At 74.1% G+C, this 17960-nt stretch carries 14 protein-coding genes; 4 read left to right on the top strand and 10 right to left on the bottom strand.

Annotated elements, in window-relative coordinates; genetic code table 11:
• Window positions 1-93: 93 nt before the first annotated feature.
• The 3 genes from ACIBBF_RS26190 to ACIBBF_RS26180 form a co-directional block, all read right to left on the bottom strand.
• On the bottom strand, window positions 94-738 hold the full coding sequence (locus ACIBBF_RS26190) for a regulatory protein RecX (RefSeq protein ID WP_397419318.1): 645 nt from the start codon (window positions 736-738) through the stop codon (window positions 94-96).
• Between the two features lie 34 nt (window positions 739-772).
• Window positions 773-1981, bottom strand: coding sequence for a recombinase RecA (recA, locus tag ACIBBF_RS26185; protein WP_397419316.1), 1209 nt, complete (start codon window positions 1979-1981; stop codon window positions 773-775).
• 256 nt (window positions 1982-2237) lie between these two features.
• A complete protein-coding gene (locus tag ACIBBF_RS26180; protein ID WP_119137856.1) occupies window positions 2238-2474 on the bottom strand; it encodes a DUF3046 domain-containing protein in 237 nt (78 codons plus the stop codon).
• Between the two features lie 103 nt (window positions 2475-2577).
• Here ACIBBF_RS26180 and ACIBBF_RS26175 point away from each other — a divergent pair, with 103 nt between their 5' ends.
• Window positions 2578-7692, top strand: coding sequence for a DEAD/DEAH box helicase (locus tag ACIBBF_RS26175; protein ID WP_397419314.1), 5115 nt, complete (start codon window positions 2578-2580; stop codon window positions 7690-7692).
• On the opposite strand, the gene ACIBBF_RS26170 is transcribed toward ACIBBF_RS26175, so the two are convergent.
• Complete coding sequence (locus ACIBBF_RS26170; RefSeq protein WP_397419312.1) at window positions 7658-8395, bottom strand: DUF998 domain-containing protein; 738 nt, start codon at window positions 8393-8395, stop codon at window positions 7658-7660. The genes ACIBBF_RS26175 and ACIBBF_RS26170 overlap by 35 nt on opposite strands.
• Window positions 8396-8599: 204 nt before the next feature.
• Between ACIBBF_RS26170 and ACIBBF_RS26165 the strand changes: the two genes are divergently transcribed.
• On the top strand, window positions 8600-9409 hold the full coding sequence (locus ACIBBF_RS26165; RefSeq protein WP_397419310.1) for a DNA-formamidopyrimidine glycosylase family protein: 810 nt from the start codon (window positions 8600-8602) through the stop codon (window positions 9407-9409).
• A 101-nt stretch (window positions 9410-9510) separates the two neighbouring features.
• Here ACIBBF_RS26165 and ACIBBF_RS26160 read toward each other — a convergent pair whose 3' ends face one another.
• The 3 genes from ACIBBF_RS26160 to pgsA all read right to left on the bottom strand — a co-directional run bounded on the left by ACIBBF_RS26160 (window position 9511) and on the right by pgsA (window position 11220).
• Window positions 9511-9864: a helix-turn-helix domain-containing protein gene (locus ACIBBF_RS26160; RefSeq protein ID WP_397419320.1), complete on the bottom strand. Its 354-nt coding sequence runs from the start codon at window positions 9862-9864 to the stop codon at window positions 9511-9513.
• Window positions 9865-10111: 247 nt separating this feature from the next.
• Window positions 10112-10633: a CinA family protein gene (locus ACIBBF_RS26155; protein ID WP_397419308.1), complete on the bottom strand. Its 522-nt coding sequence runs from the start codon at window positions 10631-10633 to the stop codon at window positions 10112-10114.
• Entirely contained in the window at window positions 10630-11220 is a 591-nt protein-coding gene (gene pgsA / locus ACIBBF_RS26150; protein ID WP_397419306.1) for a CDP-diacylglycerol--glycerol-3-phosphate 3-phosphatidyltransferase, read from the bottom strand. Before pgsA ends, ACIBBF_RS26155 begins: the two co-directional genes overlap by 4 nt.
• 87 nt (window positions 11221-11307) lie before the next feature.
• Between pgsA and ACIBBF_RS26145 the strand changes: the two genes are divergently transcribed.
• On the top strand, window positions 11308-12558 hold the full coding sequence (locus tag ACIBBF_RS26145; protein ID WP_397419304.1) for a CapA family protein: 1251 nt from the start codon (window positions 11308-11310) through the stop codon (window positions 12556-12558).
• Between the two features lie 67 nt (window positions 12559-12625).
• On the opposite strand, the gene ACIBBF_RS26140 is transcribed toward ACIBBF_RS26145, so the two are convergent.
• Together ACIBBF_RS26140 and ACIBBF_RS26135 are read right to left on the bottom strand one after the other, a co-directional pair.
• Window positions 12626-15421 (bottom strand): DNA translocase FtsK 4TM domain-containing protein, encoded by a 2796-nt coding sequence (locus ACIBBF_RS26140; RefSeq protein WP_397419302.1) that lies wholly within the window; start codon window positions 15419-15421, stop codon window positions 12626-12628.
• Between the two features lie 105 nt (window positions 15422-15526).
• Entirely contained in the window at window positions 15527-15937 is a 411-nt protein-coding gene (locus ACIBBF_RS26135; protein ID WP_397419300.1) for a hypothetical protein, read from the bottom strand.
• Window positions 15938-16025: 88 nt separating this feature from the next.
• Here ACIBBF_RS26135 and ACIBBF_RS26130 point away from each other — a divergent pair, with 88 nt between their 5' ends.
• Window positions 16026-16613: a TetR/AcrR family transcriptional regulator gene (locus ACIBBF_RS26130; protein WP_397419298.1), complete on the top strand. Its 588-nt coding sequence runs from the start codon at window positions 16026-16028 to the stop codon at window positions 16611-16613.
• An 81-nt stretch (window positions 16614-16694) separates the two neighbouring features.
• Here the strand turns inward: ACIBBF_RS26130 and add are convergent, their stop codons facing one another.
• Window positions 16695-17699 carry an adenosine deaminase gene (gene add / locus ACIBBF_RS26125; protein WP_397419296.1) on the bottom strand — a complete coding sequence of 335 codons (1005 nt, stop codon included), beginning with the start codon at window positions 17697-17699 and terminating at the stop codon, window positions 16695-16697.
• Window positions 17700-17960: the final 261 nt, after the last annotated feature.

Here is a 17960-nt window from a genome sequence, read left to right as displayed (position 1 = left end):
GGGCCGGGCGGGTCCGCAGCCTTCGGCTGCCGCCCGCCCGGCCCCCTCGTACGTCCCGGCCGTCAGTCCTCGGCCGTCAGTCCTCGGCCGTCGTCAGTCCTCGGCGTAGCCGAGGTCGTCCGTCTCCTCGCCCTCCGCGGCCAGCGCGTCACGGACCAGCTCGAACGCCAGGCCGGGCGGGTACCCCTTGCGGGCCAGCGAGCCGACGGCCCGGCGCACCCGAACCTGTCGGTCCAGGCCGCGTGTGCGGGTGACGAGCTTGGCGGCCGCCCGTGCGCCCGCGGCACGCTCGTCGTCCGGGTCGAGCTGGTCCAGGGCGACGGTCGCCGTGTCCTCGTCGATCCCCCGCCGCCGCAGCTCGGCGGCGATGCCGCGCCGGGCCAGACCGCGTTCGGCGTGCCGGGTGCGGACGATCGTCTCGGCGTAGGTCGCGTCGTCCACCAGGCCCACCTCGCCGAACCGGTCGAGCACCTGGGCCACGACGTCCTCCGGGTAGCCCTTGCGGGCCAGGGACTGCTCGAGCTCGCGGCGGGACTTCTGCGCCGCCGTCAGGATCCGGAGGATGACCTCACGGGCCTTCTCGACGGCGCCGTCCCGGCTGATCTCGCCGGCCTCCAGGCGTTCCGCGACGGTCCGTCGGGGCGCCCGGTCGGCGCCGCTGCGACGGTCGCGACCGCCTGCCCGACCGCCCGGACGGTCCCCGTCCCGGGCAGCGGGACGGCCCCGACGCTTCCCCACGCCGGGACCGTCCGCTGGATCACCGTACTGCACGTCAGAACGGTGCCTTCTCGGCGGCCGCCTCTGCCTTGGCCGCGGTCTTCGTCGCAGCCGGCTTGGTGGCCTTCGCACGCGTCGCGGTCGACTTCGTGGCCTTGGCCGTGGCGGTCGTCCGGGTGGACGAGCTCGCCGCGGCGACGGTGCCCGTGACCGACGTCGTGTCCGTGGCCGGGGCCGCCGGGCTCGCGTCCGCCGGAGCGTCGACCTTCGGGCCCACGCCCAGCTTCTCCTTGACGCGCTTCTCGATGTCGTTGGCGAGGTCCGGGTTGTCGCGCAGGAAGGACCGCGCGTTCTCCTTGCCCTGCCCGAGCTGGTCGCCCTCGTAGGTGAACCACGAGCCCGACTTGCGCACGAAGCCGTGCTCCACACCCATGTCGATGAGGCCGCCCTCGCGGGAGATGCCCACGCCGTACAGGATGTCGAACTCGGCCTGCTTGAACGGCGGGGCCATCTTGTTCTTGACGACCTTCACACGGGTGCGGTTACCGACCGCGTCCGTACCCTCCTTGAGCGTCTCGATCCGGCGGATGTCGAGGCGCACCGACGCGTAGAACTTGAGCGCCTTGCCACCGGTGGTGGTCTCGGGCGAGCCGAAGAACACACCGATCTTCTCGCGGAGCTGGTTGATGAAGATCGCCGTGGTCCCGGACGCGCTGAGCGCACCCGTGATCTTGCGCAGGGCCTGGGACATCAGGCGGGCCTGGAGACCGACGTGGCTGTCACCCATCTCGCCCTCGATCTCGGCCTTGGGCGTCAGCGCGGCCACCGAGTCGACCACGATGATGTCGAGGGCACCGGAGCGGATCAGCATGTCCGTGATCTCCAGCGCCTGCTCACCGGTGTCCGGCTGCGAGACCAGCAGGGCGTCGGTGTCGACGCCGAGCTTCTTGGCGTACTCGGGGTCCAGCGCGTGCTCGGCGTCGATGAACGCGGCGATGCCGCCCTGACGCTGGGCGTTGGCCACCGCGTGCAGCGCGATGGTCGTCTTGCCGGAGGACTCCGGACCGTACACCTCGACGATGCGGCCACGAGGCAGTCCTCCGATACCGAGCGCCACGTCGAGAGCGATCGAGCCGGTCGGGATCACCTCGATCGGGGCGCGCGTCTCGTCGCCGAGGCGCATGACCGAACCCTTGCCAAAGTTGCGGTCGATCTGGGCGAGGGCCGCTTCGAGGGCCTTCTCGCGATCTGCTGGTGCGGGCATGTGCAACACCTTCGTCTTCAGGGCGCTCTGTGCGCCGGCGTGGATGGCTCGGTACGTCGTTGCCGACCGTACGCGGAACCACTGACACGGACGCCTGCTCCGGCCGCCGCCTGTGGACGACGTTCCGAAATCCGTGCCTGTGGTCGAAGTCTAGCCGAACGCGTGTTCGAGGCAAGGCGCGACACGCGGGCGTGTCGCGCGGCCCGTCACGGCGCGGTCCCGCACGACGACCGCAGTCGTCACCGCCCGCGCCAGGTCAGCGCCGGGGCGGCGGAGCCTGGCGGAACTTGTCGGTGCCCCAGCGCTCGGCGTCGGGCACGTCGAGCGCGTCGCACAGGGCGTGCCACACGTCACGGGGCTCGTCCCCGTCCTCCAGGGCCGCCACCGGGGTCCGGCCGTCCAGCGCGGGCAGGACCTGCTCGCGCGCCAGGGCGCGCCCGTACGCGGGACCGAAGACCTCGTCGACCAGCTGCCAGAAATCCCGTTCGCGCACCCGTCAACCCTACGTCCCCGGGGGCGCACCACGGCAACCGGCTCCCTCCACGGCCGGGCACCAGGTCAGGGTGTGTGTCGGTGGTCGGGGACAGAATGGGTCCATGTCCACGCCCGACGACCCGCTCTCCCGTTTCGGCCCCGCCACCCGTACCTGGTTCACGGGCGCGTTCGCGCAGCCCACCGCAGCCCAGGCCGGTGCGTGGGACGCCGTCGCGGCCGACCGGCACGCCCTCGTGGTCGCGCCGACCGGTTCGGGCAAGACGCTCGCGGCGTTCCTCTGGTCGATCGACCGGATCATGTCCGCGCCCCCGCCGGCCGAGCGCACCCGCCGCTGCCGCGTGCTGTACGTGTCGCCCCTGAAGGCCCTGGCCGCCGACGTGCAGCGCAACCTCCGTTCCCCGCTCACCGGGATCCGCCAGGCCGCGGCCCGCGAGGGCATCGAGGTGCCCGACGTCAGCGTGGGCATGCGCACGGGAGACACGCCCGCGAACGAGCGGCGTGCGTTCGCGACCCGCCCGCCGGACATCCTCGTCACCACGCCGGAGTCGCTCTTCCTCGTGCTGACGTCGTCGGCCCGCGCCGGGCTCGCCGGCGTGGAGACGGTGGTGCTCGACGAGATCCACGCCGTCGCCGGTACCAAGCGAGGGGCGCACCTCGCCCTCAGCCTGGAGCGCCTCGACGCGCTGCTGGACCGGCCGGCCCAGCGCATCGGCCTGTCGGCCACGGTGCGGCCGGTGGACGCGGTCGCCCGGTTCCTCGCGGGCGGACGGAACGGCGACGGGGCCCGCGAGGTGGTCGTCGTGCAGCCACCGTCGCGCAAGGAGTGGGCCATCGACGTCGTCGTGCCCGTGCCGGACCTCGCCGACCTCGACAGCGCCCCCGCGCCCGAGCCGGCCGGCGCCCGGGACGACGGGCACCCGGGCTCCGGCGACGACGAGATCGACCTCTCGGGCGAGGCCACCCGCCCGCTGCGTCGGGCCTCCGTCTGGCCGCACGTCGAGGAGCGGGTGGTCGACCTCGTCGCGGACCACACCTCCACCATCGTCTTCACGAACAACCGCCGGGGCGCCGAACGGCTCACGGCCCGCATGAACGAGGTGTGGGCGCAGCGGCAGGGCCTGGAGGTCGCCGACCCGGCCAGCACCTGGGCCGCGCTCGTCCCGGGTCAGTCCGGCACGGCGGCCGGGATCCCCCGGCCCACCCCTGGTCGGCGCGGCCTGCCCGAGGCGGTCCCTGGACAGGGTGGACCGAGTCTGGGCGCGCAGGGTCAGGGTGGGCAGGGTCAGGACGGCCAGGACCAGGACCGCACCGTCCTGGCCCGCGCCCACCACGGCTCGATGAGCCGTGCGGAGCGCACACGTACCGAGACGGAGCTCAAGGAGGGCCGGCTGCCCGCGGTCGTCGCGACGTCGTCCCTGGAGCTCGGCATCGACATGGGCGCGGTCGACCTCGTGGTCCAGGTCGGTGCCCCGCCGTCGGTGGCGAGCGGCCTGCAGCGGATCGGGCGCGCCGGGCACCAGGTCGGCGCGGTCTCCCGGGGTGTGGTCTTCCCGATGTTCCGGGGCGACCTGGTGCCCGCCACCGTCATCGCGGAGCGGATGCGCGCGGGCGAGATCGAGCACCTGCACGTACCCGCCAACCCGCTCGACGTGCTGGCACAGCAGGTGGTCGCCGCGCTCGCCGTCGACGACTGGGCCGAGGACGACCTGCTCGCCCTCGTGCGCCGTGCCGCACCGTTCACGCACCTCGGCGACGCCACGTGGCGCGCCGTGCTCGACATGCTCGCGGGGCGTTATCCGAGCGAGGACTTCGCGGAGCTGCGTGCGCGGATCACGTGGGACCGCGCCACCGGCATGCTGCGCGGCCGTCCTGGCGCGCTGCGCCTGGCGGCGACGAGCGGCGGCACCATCCCCGACAAGGGCGCCTACGGCGTGTTCCTGGCCACCGAGGGCCCCACCGGCGGCACTCCCGACGACGTGCTCGCCGACAGCGTGACCGGCGGCGCCGCCCGTGCGCGGGGCGGCAAGCGGGTCGGCGAGCTGGACGAGGAGATGGTCTACGAGTCCCGCGTGGGCGACACGTTCACGCTGGGATCCAGCACGTGGCGCATCGAGGAGATCACCACCGACCGCGTGCTGGTCACCCCCGCACCCGGCCTACCCGGCCGGCTGCCGTTCTGGAAGGGCGACGCGCCCGGCCGGCCCGCGGAGCTCGGGCGCGCGGTCGGCGCCTTCGTCCGGGAGGCCGACGCCGCCCTCGCCGCCGACCCGGCCGCCGGTCGCGCCCATCTGCGCGCCGCCGGGCTGGACGACTGGGCCGCCGACAACCTCGCCGCGTACCTGGCCGAGCAGCGGCTCGGCACGGGTCGCGTACCCGACGACCGGACCGTGGTGGTGGAACGGTTCCGTGACGAGCTCGGCGACTGGCGCGTGGTGATCCACTCGCCGCTGGGCGCGCGCGTGCACGCACCCTGGGCGCTGGTGATCTCCGCCCGCCTGCGGGCGCGCTTCGGCCTGGACGTGGCAGCCATGCACTCCGACGACGGCATCGTGCTCCGGCTGCCCGACACGGGCGGTGGCTGGGACGGCGGGCCGGACGGCGACCCGTGGGACACGGGCGGTGCACCGGCCGCCCCGGACGACGACGGCTACCCGGACGGCGCAACGCACGCGCGGCACGCGTCCGGCCGGGTCACGCTCGAGGACCTGCTCCTGGACCCGGACGAGGTGCTCGGCGCCGTGCGCGACGAGCTCGGGTCGTCGGTGATGTTCGCCGCGCGGTTCCGTGAGGCGGCTGCTCGCGCGCTGCTCCTGCCCCGGCGCCGCCCGGACCGGCGGCAGCCGCTCTGGCAGCAGCGGCAGCGGTCGGCACAGCTCCTGGAGGTGGCCAGCCAGTTCCCCGACTTCCCGATCGTGCTGGAGGCGGCCCGCGAGTGCCTCCAGGACGACTTCGACGTCGCCGCCCTGGCCGGCCTGATGCGTGACATCGCCGCCGGCGGTGTCCGGGTGGTCGAGGTCACCACGGCCACGCCGTCGCCCTTCGCGCAGTCGCTCCTGTTCGGCTACACGGCCCAGTTCCTGTACGACGGCGACGCGCCGCTGGCGGAGCGCCGCGCGGCGGCGCTCTCCCTGGACCCGGAGCTCCTGGCCGAGCTGCTGGGCGAGCAGGGCACCGCCGACCTGGCGGACCTGCTGGACCCGGGCGCCGTCGAGCGCACCGAGGCGGAGCTGGCCGGGCTCGCACCCGACCGGCAGGCCCGCGACGCCGAGGGGCTCTGGGACCTGCTGCGCCGCAGCGGACCGCACCCGCTGGACGCCCTGGCGGCCCGTACCCAGGAGGACGCGCGGCACGCCGTGGGGGGCTGGCTCGAGGAGCTGGAGGCCTCCCGGCGTGTGATCCGCGTCCGGTTCGCCGGCGAGGAGCAGTGGGCGGTCGCGGAGGACGCAGGCCGGCTGCGCGACGCGCTCGGCGTGGCGCTGCCTGTCGGCGTGCCGGAGACGTTCACCGAGCCCGTACCGGACCCGCTCGGCGATCTCCTGCGCCGGCACGCCCGCACGCACGGCCCCTTCGGCGCGACGTCCGTGGCTCAGCGCTTCGGGCTCGGCGTCGCCGTCGTGACGCACGCCCTGGCCCGTCTGGAGGCCGACGGCGTGCTGGCCCGCGGCAGCCTGCGACCGGCTTCCCTCGGCGGCACCGGCGACGAGTGGTGCGACCCCGGCGTGCTGCGCCTGCTCCGGCGCCGCTCGCTCGCGGCGCTGCGGGCCGAGGTGGAACCGGTCGAGCAGGAGGCGCTCGGCACCTTCCTGCCCCGCTGGCAGAACGTCTCCACGGGCCTCCTGCGCGGTGCGGACGGTCTGGTGCAGGCGATCGAGCAGCTCGCGGGGGCGGCGGTGCCGGCGTCGGCGCTGGAGACGCTCGTGCTGCCCGCCCGGGTGGCCGACTACTCCCCCGCGCTCCTCGACGAGCTGACGGTCGCGGGCGAGGTGCTGTGGTCCGGGCACGCCCGCCTGCCCGGCTCCGGCAGCGGGGACGGCCTGGTGTCGCTCCACCTGGCCGACGGCGCCCCGCTCACCCTCGCCGACCCGGCACCGGTCGAGGAGGACGGCCCCCTGGACTCCGACCTGCACCGCGCCGTGCTGGACCTGCTGACAGGGTCCGGCGGCTTCTTCCTGCCCCGGATCACGGAGCTCACGGGTGCCGAGACGGACGCGGTGCTCGACGTCCTCTGGGACCTCGTCTGGGCCGGCGAGGTCACCAACGACGGGCTGGGCGCCCTGCGCGAGCGTGTCAGCGGCACAGGCGCCCACCGGGCGCCGCGCACGGCGGCGCGGGCGCGCCCGGTGCGACGGTCGAGGTTCGCGCTCGCCCCGGGGCGCCCGGCCTCCGCGCTGCGAGCGAGCACGTCCGTTCCGGGCGGGGGCGGTCGCTGGGCCGCGCTGCCGGCGCGCGAGACCGATCCGACCGTGCGCGCGCACGCCCTGACCCAGGTGCTGCTCGAGCGGCACGGCGTGCTCACCCGGCCGGGTGCAGCGGCGGAGGGCGTGGGCGCGGGATACCGCGACGTGTACCGCGTGCTGTCCGGGCTGGAGGAGCGGGGCGCGGTGCGGCGCGGGTACTTCGTCGAGCACCTGGGCGGCTCGCAGTTCGCGCTGCCCGGGGCCGTGGACCGGCTGCGGGTCGACGCGCAGGACCGCGCACGGGTCGTCGAGGCCGAGCTGGAGTCGGTGGAGCGCACGGCCGGCCCGGCGTCCTCGGGCACGGGCGGTGCCGTGGTGCTCGCCGCGATGGACCCCGCCAACCCCTACGGCGCGGCGCTCGCCTGGCCCTCGAACCCGGCGCCCGACCGCGCCGGCGGCGACACACCGCCCGAGAACGGCGCTCCGGCACCCGGCACCAGCGGCACCAGGGCCGTCACCGCCCACCGCCCCGGTCGCAAGGCCGGTGCCGTTGTGGTGCTCACCCACGGTGACCTCACGCTGTTCGTGGAACGGGGCGGGCGCACGGTCCTGTCCTTCACCGAGAACACCGCCCGGCTGACGGCCGCCGCCGCCGCTCTCGCCCGCGCCGTCCGCGAAGGACGGCTGGGGCGGCTGGTGGTCCAGCGTGTCGACGGGGAGCCCGCCCTGGACGCCGCCCGCCGTCAGCCGGCGGCACGCGCGCTCCTGGAGGCCGGGTTCGCGATCACCCCGCGAGGTCTGCGGATCTCGGTGCGCTGAGCGCCGGAACCGGCCCCGTGCCGGACTCCTCGACGGGGCCCTCCCGGTCGATCGTGGCCGCGAGCAGGAACAGGTAGCCGATCATGATGACGAACCCGACCCGCTCGATGAGGCCGAAGGCGATGATCCCCGAGTCGGCGAAGAACACGAGCGAGAGGTGCACCGCCAGGAACACCGCCACCACGATGCCCAGTGCGCTCGCCGCCGCCCGCAGGCCCTGCGGGAGCGCGGACCGCGGCCGCTCGATCGAGCGTTCCAGGCTCAGGCCGACGAGCGGGAGCACGCAGAACGCGGTCGCCGCGCTCACGCGATGGATCGTGGCCGACAGCGTGGCGGCCGTGCCCGGCGGGTCCGTCGGGAAGGCCCCGACGAGCACCATGGCCACGGCGAAGACGATCATCGCGGCAGCGGGTACGGGCCCGACGGCGAGCCCGGCACGGTACATCCGGACGGTGAGGAGCAGGCCGAGCACCGCCAGCGTCACGCCGCCGGCGAGGATGAGCTCGCCGCCACCGGGAACGAAGGCGTACCAGCTGATCGGGTCGAGCACCGGGTCGACGACCGACGCGCCCACCACGTGCGCGGCGACCATGGGCAGCAGCGCGGTGGCACCGAACCAGCCGACCGCACGGGTGCTGCGGGCGTCTCCGGGCGTAGCGGGCTGCTCGGGATGTCGTCCCAGGTCAACGGCTTCGACGGTCATGGGACATAGCCTGACCGACCGGCGGCACGGAATCCATCGGGTTTCCCCCCGATCGCACCCTGACATCTGCGGGGGTCATCCCCCTGGTCACCTGCGCCCGCTGTCGGGCGTACCCGGTCCGGCCGGGGTGATATGCCGGTCGCACGCCGTCACCGGGCAGAGGACGCCCACTACGCTGAAGGCCCCACGACGAGGGGAGCACTCGTGCCCGAGGGCGATGTCCTGCGTCTGACCGCCGAGCGGCTCACCGCCGCGCTGCGCGGAATGCCGCTCGTGCGCGCCGAGCTGCGCTGGCCCAGCGCGGCCGCCGCTCACCTGACCGGGGCGACCGCCCTGGAGACCGTCGCGTACGGCAAGCACCTGCTGACCCGGCTCGATGACGGCCGCACCCTGCACACGCACCTGCGGATGGAAGGGCTCTGGAAGATCCATCGCACCGGTTCGCGGGACGCCACGGCACGCCACCCCGCCATCCGCGCCGTGCTCGCGACCGACGCCTGGACCGCCACCGGATGGCACCTCGGCATGCTCGACCTGCTCCGCACGCACGACGAGCACCGCGTGCTGGCCGGGCTCGGCCCCGACGTGCTCGGTGCCGACTTCCCCACCGTCGGGCTGCCCGACGCCGCCGCACGGCTGGTGCGCGATCCGGACCGGCCGCTGTGCGCCGTCCTGCTGGACCAGCGGACCGCGGCCGGGATCGGCACCATCTGGATGGCCGAGTCCCTCTTCGCCCGACGCCTGTGGCCCTGGACCCCGGCGGGGACGCTGTCGGAGCGGGAGCGGTACGACCTGCTGCGGACCGCCCGCCGGCTCATGGAGCGCAGCGTCGCCGTGGGCCGCGCACGGGGCCTGGCCGCGGTCGAGATGCACGCCCACGGCCGTGCGGGACGGCCCTGCCACCGCTGCGGCACCCCGATCGAGGTCGGGACGGCGAACGAGAAGCCCTTCGAGCGCCCGGTGTTCTGGTGTCCGGGGTGCCAGGCCCCGGACCGGGTCTCCGGCGCGGCGTGACCCACGCACGACACAGAGCCGGGGCCGGGGTACCGATCAGGTGATCGGTACCCCGGCCCCGGCTCTGTGTCTGCGGTACTGCCGTTCCTGGTACTGCCGGCTCAGCCGACCGGTGCCAGGTCCGACTGTGCGACCTCCCGCCGCCCTGCGGTCCGGTCGCCTCCCCGAGCCAGGAGCCCGGCGACGAAGTCCGCCGGGATGGTGTCGGGGATCTGGAAACCTTCGGCTACCGCTACGCGGTCGCTCACCTCACGCAGCACCAAGGACAGCGGCACGTCGAGCGCCTCGCAGATGGAACCGAGCAGCTCGGACGACGCCTCCTTCTGTCCTCGCTCCACCTCGCTGAGGTAGCCCAGCGACACTCGTGCCGCCGAGGAGACCTCCCGCAGGGTGCGCCCCTGACGCTGCCGCGTGTCACGCAGCACGTCTCCGATCTCTCGCCGTAGTACGACCATCTCGCGCCCCCTCTCGGTGCCTGTCCCTGTACTCACGCCCTGTCCTGACTGGACCGGACGTGCCTTGCGTGTGGTGCGTCCTCCAAGAGCGGAGGTCGTTCTACCGTACCCCGCGCTCGTGGAGTTCTTGCGCCGGCTCCGGGTGGTCGGCCTGTTCGTGATCACACCGGGACCAACGTCGTGGATATGAGCCTTGTTCCCGAAGGCCCCCTCCGTCAAGCCCTGTGCAAGATTAAACCAAGAAGTTTCACTTGTCTGTAACTTCACGCGACTCGATCGCGGGCGTGTCGTGGTTTTCACCCGGCGCCTCGCTGACGAGCGTCGACGCGAGGTCCAGGACCCCGCGCACCGCACCCGAGATCACCGTGGAACGGTCACCCGCGAGGTCGAGCCGGTGCACCTCCGTCGCCACGGGCGTGCTCACTGCGACGAACACCACGCCGGGCGGCTGACCGTCCTGAGGGTCCGGGCCCGCCACGCCCGTGGTCGCCAGACCCACGTCGGCGCGCGTCAGCGCACGGACCCCGGCCGCCATCTGCGCGGCGACCGCCTCGTCCACGGCGCCCCGTTCGGCGAGCAGGTCCTCGTCCACGCCGAGCAGCCCGGCCTTGAGGTCCGTCGCGTAGGCCACCACGCCGCCGCGCACGACGCGCGACGCGCCAGGGACCGAGACCAGCGTCCCCGTCACGAGGCCGCCCGTCAGGGACTCCGCGACGCCGATCGTCCAGCCCCGGGCAGCCGCCGCGGCCAGCAGCTCGGCAACGGTCATGCCCGCGGCGCCTTCGCCCGCGCCTCCCGGCGGATCCGCCACCCCTGGTAGACGTACTCGACGCCGGTCACGACGGTGACCACGAACGCCGCCATCAGCACGACCCAGGCGATCACGGTGAGCCAGTCGAGGCCCTCGCGCGGCAGCAGGAACAGCGAGATGGCCACGGTCTGCAGCACCGTCTTGAGCTTGCCGCCCCGTGACGCGGGCATCACCTCGTACTTGACCATGCCGAGGCGCATGAACGTGATACCCAGCTCGCGCACCAGGATCACCACGGGGATCCACCAGGGCAGCTCACCGAGGGGGATCCAGAGCAGGATCAGCGCCGCGCCCACGAGCAGCTTGTCCGCGATCGGGTCGAGCAGCTTGCCCAGGTCGGTGATGAGGCCCCGCGACCGGGCGAGGTAGCCGTCGATCTTGTCCGACACCGCCGCGACCACGAAGATCGCCGTGGCCACGAGCCGCCATGTCGTGTCGTCCCCGCCTTCGACGAGAAGTGCCCAGGCGAAGAACGGGACCATGGCGATGCGAATCATCGTGACGATGTTCGCAATGTTCCAGGGCGACGGAGCGTCGTTGACCATTGCCCAAGCGTAACGGCGCCGGGCGCCCCGCCCGGACCGGCAGTTCCTTTGGTCGCCGCGGCGTGCGACCTGCCATAGCATCCGGAGGTGACCACAGCCCGCGCCCTGCGGATCCTCGCGTCCGCGGCCCTGTCCGGCGCCCTCGTGGCCGGCGCGGCGGGCTGCACGCCCGTCGCCGGACCGGCACCGGCGTCGACGCCCTCCCGGCCCGCCGCCCCGAGCGCGGCCCCCTCGCCCTCGCCCACCCCGACACCGCGCGACGTCCGGTTCACGCTGCTCGCGGCGGGCGACGTGCTGACGCACGACCCGGTGAACGACTCGGCGACCGGCACGGGCGGCATCGACTACTCGCCGCTGCTGTCGGGTATCGACCCCTGGGTCGCCGGGGCGGACCTCGCCCTGTGCCATCTCGAGGTGCCCGTGGCGCCCGACGGCGTGGCGCCGTCGGGCTACCCGGTGTTCCGGGCGCCGCAGGAGATCGTCCGCGACCTGGGCGAGCAGGGCTGGGACGGCTGCTCGACGGCGTCCAACCATTCGGCCGACGCCGGCTACGACGGGCTCGCGGCCGCCCTGGACGCGTTCGACCGCGCGGGCATGGGACACGTCGGGACCGCGCGCGACCGGCAGGAGTCGCTGGAGCCGCAGTACTACGAGCTGAACCGGGAGGGCCGGACCGTCACGGTCGCCCACCTGGCGGCGGCCTACGGGCTGAACGGGTACACCCCGCCGCGTGGCGACTGGTCGGTGGACCTCATCGACTCCACGCGGATCGTCCGGCAGGCCGAGCAGGCGCGGGCCGCGGGCGCGGACCTGGTGGTCGTCAGCCTGCACGACGGCACCGAGTACGTCACCGAGCCCACCGACCACCAGAAGGAGACGGTCAAGGCGCTGGCGCGTTCCGGTCAGGTGGACCTCGTGATCGGCCACCACGCGCACGTGCCGCAGCCCGTGGCGCACCTGCGCGGCGGCCCGGGCGGCGACGGGATGTGGGTGGCGTACGGCCTCGGCAACCTCCTGTCCAACCAGGGGCCGGACTGCTGCGTGCTGGCGTCGAACGTCGGCCTGATGATGGTGGCCGACGTCGTGCAGCGGCCCGGCCGGCCCGCGCGCGTGACCGGCGTGCGGTGGGCGGGCACCACCGTCGACCTGGCCGCGGGCCACCGGCTGCGGGTGACCCGCGACGCGCTCGCGCACCCGGACCAGGGACAGCTCTCCACCGCCGACCTGCAGCAGCGGCTCGCCATCGCCCAGGATGCGGCCGGTCACGCCGCGCGCGAGCAGAAGAAGCCGCCGCGCCCGACGGGCGAGCCCCCGCGCGTCGTCCCCCGCGGCCGCTGACCCACGACGACCGGCCAGCGTCGACCGGCCAGCGTCGACCGGCCAGCGGCTCAGGTCACCCGACAGGTCAGCGCAGCGCCTCGGCGTCGTCGTGGTACTCCGTGGCGACGGGCGGCATGTGGCCGTCCGTGCCCTCGGCGTACTGGTCCTGCGGCGGGTAGCCGGCGTCGCCGTCCGGCTCGGCCTGGTCGAACACCTGCGGCGGCTGCTCGCCGCGGATGAGGGCGAGCGCCGCGGGCAGCTCCTCGGCCGTGACGAGCACGTCGCGCGCCTTGGAGCCCTCGGACGGGCCGACGATCTCCCGCGACTCCAGGAGGTCCATGAGCCGCCCCGCCTTGGCGAAACCGACGCGGAGCTTGCGCTGCAGCATGGACGTGGACCCGAACTGCGTGGTGACCACGAGCTCGGTGGCCTGCAGCAGGAGGTCGAGGTCGTCGCCGATGTCCTCGTCGACCTGCTTCTTGGCGGCCGCCGGCGCGGCGACGTCCTCCCGGTAGACGGGCTTGAGCTGCCCCTTGACGTGCTCGACGACCTCGTGCACCTCGGACTCGGTGACCCAGGCGCCCTGCACGCGCATCGGCTTGGCCGCACCCATCGGCAGGAACAGGGCGTCACCCTGGCCGATGAGCTTCTCGGCGCCGGGCTGGTCCAGGACCACGCGGGAGTCCGCGAGCGAGGAGGTGGCGAACGCCAGCCGGGAGGGCACGTTCGCCTTGATCAGGCCGGTCACGACGTCGACGGAGGGCCGCTGCGTGGCCAGCACGAGGTGGATGCCCGCGGCACGGGCGAGCTGCGTGATGCGCTGGATCGAGGCCTCGACGTCGCGCGGGGCGACCATCATGAGGTCCGCGAGCTCGTCGACCACGACGAGCAGGTACGGGTACGGCGCGATCTTGCGCTCCGAACCCGGCAGCGGCTTGACCTTGCCGGCCCGGACGGCGACGTTGAAGTCGTCGACGTGCTTGTAGCCGAAGGTGGCCAGGTCGTCGTAGCGCGCGTCCATCTCGCGCACCACCCACTCCAGGGCCTCCGCGGCCTTCTTGGGGCTGGTGATGATGGGCGTGATGAGGTGCGGGATGCCCTCGTAGATCGTGAGCTCCACGCGCTTGGGATCCACCAGGATCAGGCGCACCTGCTCGGGCGTGGAGCGCATCAGGATCGAGGTGATCATCGAGTTGATGAAGCTCGACTTACCGGCGCCCGTGGCACCGGCCACCAGGATGTGCGGCATCTTGGCCAGGTTGGCCACCACGTAGCCGCCCTCGACGTCCTTGCCCACACCCATCACCATCGGGTGCTCGGTGCGGCGCGCGGCGCCCGAGCGCAGCACGTCGCCCAGCACGACGGTCTCGCGGTCGGAGTTCGGGATCTCGATGCCGATCGCCGACTTGCCCGGGATGGGCGACAGGATGCGCACGTCGGCGCTCGCCACCGCGTAGGCGATGTTGTTGGACAGCGAGGTGATCCGCTCGACCTTGGTCTTGGGCCCCACCTCGACCTCGTAGCGCGTGACGGTCGGGCCGCGGCTGAAGCCGGTGACCTTCGCGTCGACGCCGAACTGCTCGAACACGCCGGTCAGCGACTCCACGACCCGGTCGTTGGCGGCGGAGCGCGCCTTGTGCGGCGGGCCCTGCACGAGCAGGTCCTCGTCGGGGAGCAGGTAGACGGTGTCGCCCTCGAGCATGGGCTGGACGCCGCGCGGTATCGGCTGGCTCTCCTGCGGTGGCCGGGGCCCGTCCGCGGGCTTCGCCCGCTCGCCGTCGGGACCCAGGACGCCGGGGCCGATGGCGGGGGCGCCCGTGACCTTGCCCGCGGACTCGCTGGTCGGGATGCGCTGGGTGGTGAGCTTGCCGGCCTTCGCGGCGCGCTCGGCGGCCTCGACCTCGGCGGCCTTCTCGAACGCCTCGTCGCCCACGAAGCCCGCCAGGCGCTCCTTCTCGGCGGCGATCTCCTGCTTGGTCCGGCGCTTGCGCCGCTTGGTCTCCGGCTTGCCGTCGTGCGCCGAGACGCCGTCGGCCAGGGCGAGCCCGTCCTCGCCCGCCGCCTCGTGGTCGCGGTGGTTGCCGGTCAGCCGGTCGTACAGGCCGCGCAGGCGCGCGGGGATCCGGTGCACGGGCGTGGCCGTCACGATGAGCACGCCGAAGAACCCGGCCAGGACATACAGCGGGATCGCGAACCACTGCGTCAGGCCGGTGACCACGGGGGTCGCGAAGAGGAAGCCGATCACGCCGCCGGCGTCCTGCACCGGGGTGAAGCCGTCGGCCGGGGACGGCAGGTCCGCGCTGATGTGCACCAGGGAGCACGTGGCCACCACGAGGAAGCTGAGCCCGATGGCCACCCGGCCGTTCTGCTGGGTGCGCTCGGGATGGCGCATCACCCGGAAGGCGAGCCAGACGAGCAGCACGGGCAGGGCAACGCCGGCCACGCCGAACGTGCCCGCGACCACGGCGTGCACGCCGTCGCCGAAGGGTCCGTCGATGCCCCACCACTCCCGGGCGGCGACGATCACCGCCACGGCGAGCAGCGCGAAGCCGACGCCGTCGCGCCGGTGGTCCGCTTCCAGTTCCTGTCCTCCCTGCTGTCCTGCGGCCCGCGCGGTCTCGCCGGCCGGGTCCTGCGCCGTCCGCGGCCCCGCGGCGCGGGTGGCGCCACCGACCGCGTGGGCCATCCCCATCCACAGGCCGCGCACCGCGCGGACCGGCCACGGCGGGCGGGACGGCGCGGACGCGGCCTTCGCGGCCGGGCGGGCAGCCCCCCGGCGCTGCGTCGACCGCTTCGACGCGGCAGCCTTGGGCCTGGCGCTCTTCGCGCCCTGCCCGGTTCCCTTCCCGGAGCTTCGCCGGGCCGACGTGCGGGTCGCCATGATGTCGCCACCGTAACCGCGGACGACGGCCCGGCCCAGGAACCCCTCGCGGTGTGTCCCGGACCGGGCCACTGTCCGGTATGTGGTGATCACCCTCGCGCGACGTCAGGCCAGGAGCAGCCCGGCCGCGAGCGTGACGACGCCGGCCGCGAGCATCACGGCCCCCGCCGGGAGCAGCACGACGGCGCGGTTGGGCGTCGTGCGCCCCTCCCCCATGGCCGAGAAGAAGAACCCGGCGGGCAGGAGGATCGCCGCGCACAGCACGCCGGTGGCGCCGAGCCAGCGCCAGAAGCCGGTCAGGTCGGTCGCCTCCGCAAGCAGGAGGCAGAGCAGGCCGAGGATCACCAGCACGCCGGCGTGCGCGTGGCCGGCCCGGAAGAAGCTCTTCTGCAGGTCGGTCGTCACCATCCGCCCGCCGAAGACCTTGAGCAGGAAGAACCCGCCCGACTCGATGCCGACGACGGTCAGCAGCACGATGCCCGCGGTGATGCGGGCGGGGTCCGAGAGCTCGAGCACGACGTCCTCCTGGGACTGGTCCGTTGTTTTGTAACAGCGTTATCAAACAACGTTCGCAAACTCGCGTCAAGGCTTCTAGACTCACGGCATGGCCCGCCCACGACTACACGACGACGCCCTGCGCACCCGGCTCCTCGACATCGCGTCGCAGGTGATCTCCGCCGACGGCGAGGGCGCCGTCACCGTCCGCAAGATCGCCGCCGACGCCGGCACCAGCGCCTCGGCGGTCTACGCGCTGTTCGGCTCGCGGGAGGCGCTGGTCGAGGCGGTCGGCGCGGAGGGGTTCCGGCGCTTCGCCGATCACCTCGCCGCCGCGGGCAGGGACGGCGACGCACTCGACGATCTGCGCGACCTCGGGCGCGCCTACCGGCGGTTCGCCCTGGCCGACCCGCACTTCTACCGGGTCATGTTCTACCGCGGCGTCGCCCCCGCGGACGGCGACCGGACCACCGCCGTCGAGCAGCCCACCTTCCGGGTGCTGCACGACGCCGTGGCCCGGGTGCTGGGCGGCGCCCCGCCCGAGCGCGTGCTGAGCGCCGCCGTCGGGCTGTGGGGCCTGGTGCACGGCCTGGTCTCGCTGGAGCTCGCGGGTCTGCTGCCCGGGGACGAGGCCACGCGCGAGGCCACCTACGCCCAGGCCGGACGGACGGTCGCCGAGGCACTGCTGGCCGGCTGACGCCGCACGGTGCGGATCATCGCGCGAGCCCCCTGGAGAGCTCGTGCCGTCCGCCACGACCGGCGGCGGCCGGTTCCCGGGTCAGGCAGCGCGGCGCCAGGACTCGACGTCGACCAGGTAGGCGGCCACCCGCTCCGGCGGCAGGAACGACCCGCGGAACGACGCGGCCGCGAGCGCCGCCCGCTGGTCGCGGGTGTGGCCGAAGGTGGCGGTGACGGCGTCGTCGACGTCGTCCACGTAGGCGCCGAAGTAGGGCGGGTCGTCGGAGTTGACGCTCACCGGAACGCCCGCGGCCATCATGGCGGGCAGCGGGTGCTCGGCCAGCGACGGGACGGCACGCAGCCGCACGTTGGACACGGGGCACACGGTGAACGGGACCTGCTCGGCCGCCACGCGCGCGAGGAGCTCCGGGTCCTGCACGACGGCGATGCCGTGGTCGATGCGTTCGGCATGCAGCAGGTCGAGCGCGTCCCGGATGTTCGCCGCGGGACCTTCCTCCCCGGCGTGCGCGGTGCGGCGCAGTCCTGCGGCCTCGGCGCGCGCGTAGACCTCGGCGAACAGGCCCGGCGGGTGGCCGATCTCCGCGTTGTCGAGGCCGACGCCGGCAACGGGGGCACCCATCGCCAGGAGCTGCTCCAGGACGTCCAGGGCGTCGGCGGTGGCCTTGTCCCGGTGGAACGCGGCGATCAGCAGGGTGGAGACGCCCAGGTCGGCCTCGCTGCGTGCCAGGACCCCGGCGATGCCGGCCACGACGTCGTCCAGCGGCACGCCGCGCACCAGGTGGGCCTGCGGGTCGAAGGTGATCTCGGCGTGCCGCACCCCGGCGCGGGCCGCGCGCTCCAGGTAGGCGCGGGTGAGGTCGGCGAAGTCGGCGGCGGTGCGCAGCACGGCCATGTTGGCGGTGTAGAGGTCGAGGAACGACTGGAGGTCCGCGAAGTCGTACGCGGCACGCAGGGCGTCCGGGTCCGCGTACGGCAGCCGGACACCGTTCCTGGCGGCCAGCTCGAACGCGAGGTCCGGCTCCAGCGTGCCCTCCAGGTGCACGTGCAACTCGGCGCGGGGCGGACGGTTCGACGGTTCGGCCATGGGGGCAGGCTACGTCTCCAGGTGCCCGAGTTCGGTCACATGCACCGTCAGTGCTGGTGGGTTCGGTTCGACGGTTCGGCCATGGGGGGCATGGCTACGTCGCCAGGGGCCCGAGTTCGGTCACATGCACCGCCAGGGCTGGTGGGTTCGGGGGGGGGGGGGGGGGGGGGGGGGGGGGGGGGGGGGGGCGGGCGGCGGGGGGGGGGGGGCCCGGCCCCCCCCCCGGGGGGGCGGCCCCCCGGGGGGGGCGCCCCGGGGGTA

The organism is Promicromonospora sp. NPDC050880 (assembly GCF_044456525.1).
In the GTDB taxonomy this organism is placed as follows: Bacteria; Actinomycetota; Actinomycetes; order Actinomycetales; family Cellulomonadaceae; genus Promicromonospora.
The sequence above is the reverse complement of the archived record's forward strand: the minus strand, read 5'-3'. Positions and strand labels throughout refer to the sequence as shown.

Bases quoted from the DNA above. Each gene is read 5' to 3' on its own strand.
- recA (WP_397419316.1), bottom strand. From the start codon at position 1,981: ATGCCCGCACCAGCAGATCGCGAGAAGGCCCTCGAAGCGGCCCTCGCC.
- ACIBBF_RS26175 (WP_397419314.1), top strand. From the start codon at position 2,578: ATGTCCACGCCCGACGACCCGCTCTCCCGTTTCGGCCCCGCCACCCGT.
- ACIBBF_RS26170 (WP_397419312.1), bottom strand. From the start codon at position 8,395: ATGACCGTCGAAGCCGTTGACCTGGGACGACATCCCGAGCAGCCCGCT.
- ACIBBF_RS26160 (WP_397419320.1), bottom strand. From the start codon at position 9,864: ATGGTCGTACTACGGCGAGAGATCGGAGACGTGCTGCGTGACACGCGG.
- ACIBBF_RS26155 (WP_397419308.1), bottom strand. From the start codon at position 10,633: ATGACCGTTGCCGAGCTGCTGGCCGCGGCGGCTGCCCGGGGCTGGACG.
- pgsA (WP_397419306.1), bottom strand. From the start codon at position 11,220: ATGGTCAACGACGCTCCGTCGCCCTGGAACATTGCGAACATCGTCACG.
- ACIBBF_RS26140 (WP_397419302.1), bottom strand. From the start codon at position 15,421: ATGGCGACCCGCACGTCGGCCCGGCGAAGCTCCGGGAAGGGAACCGGG.
- ACIBBF_RS26130 (WP_397419298.1), top strand. From the start codon at position 16,026: ATGGCCCGCCCACGACTACACGACGACGCCCTGCGCACCCGGCTCCTC.
- add (WP_397419296.1), bottom strand. From the start codon at position 17,699: ATGGCCGAACCGTCGAACCGTCCGCCCCGCGCCGAGTTGCACGTGCAC.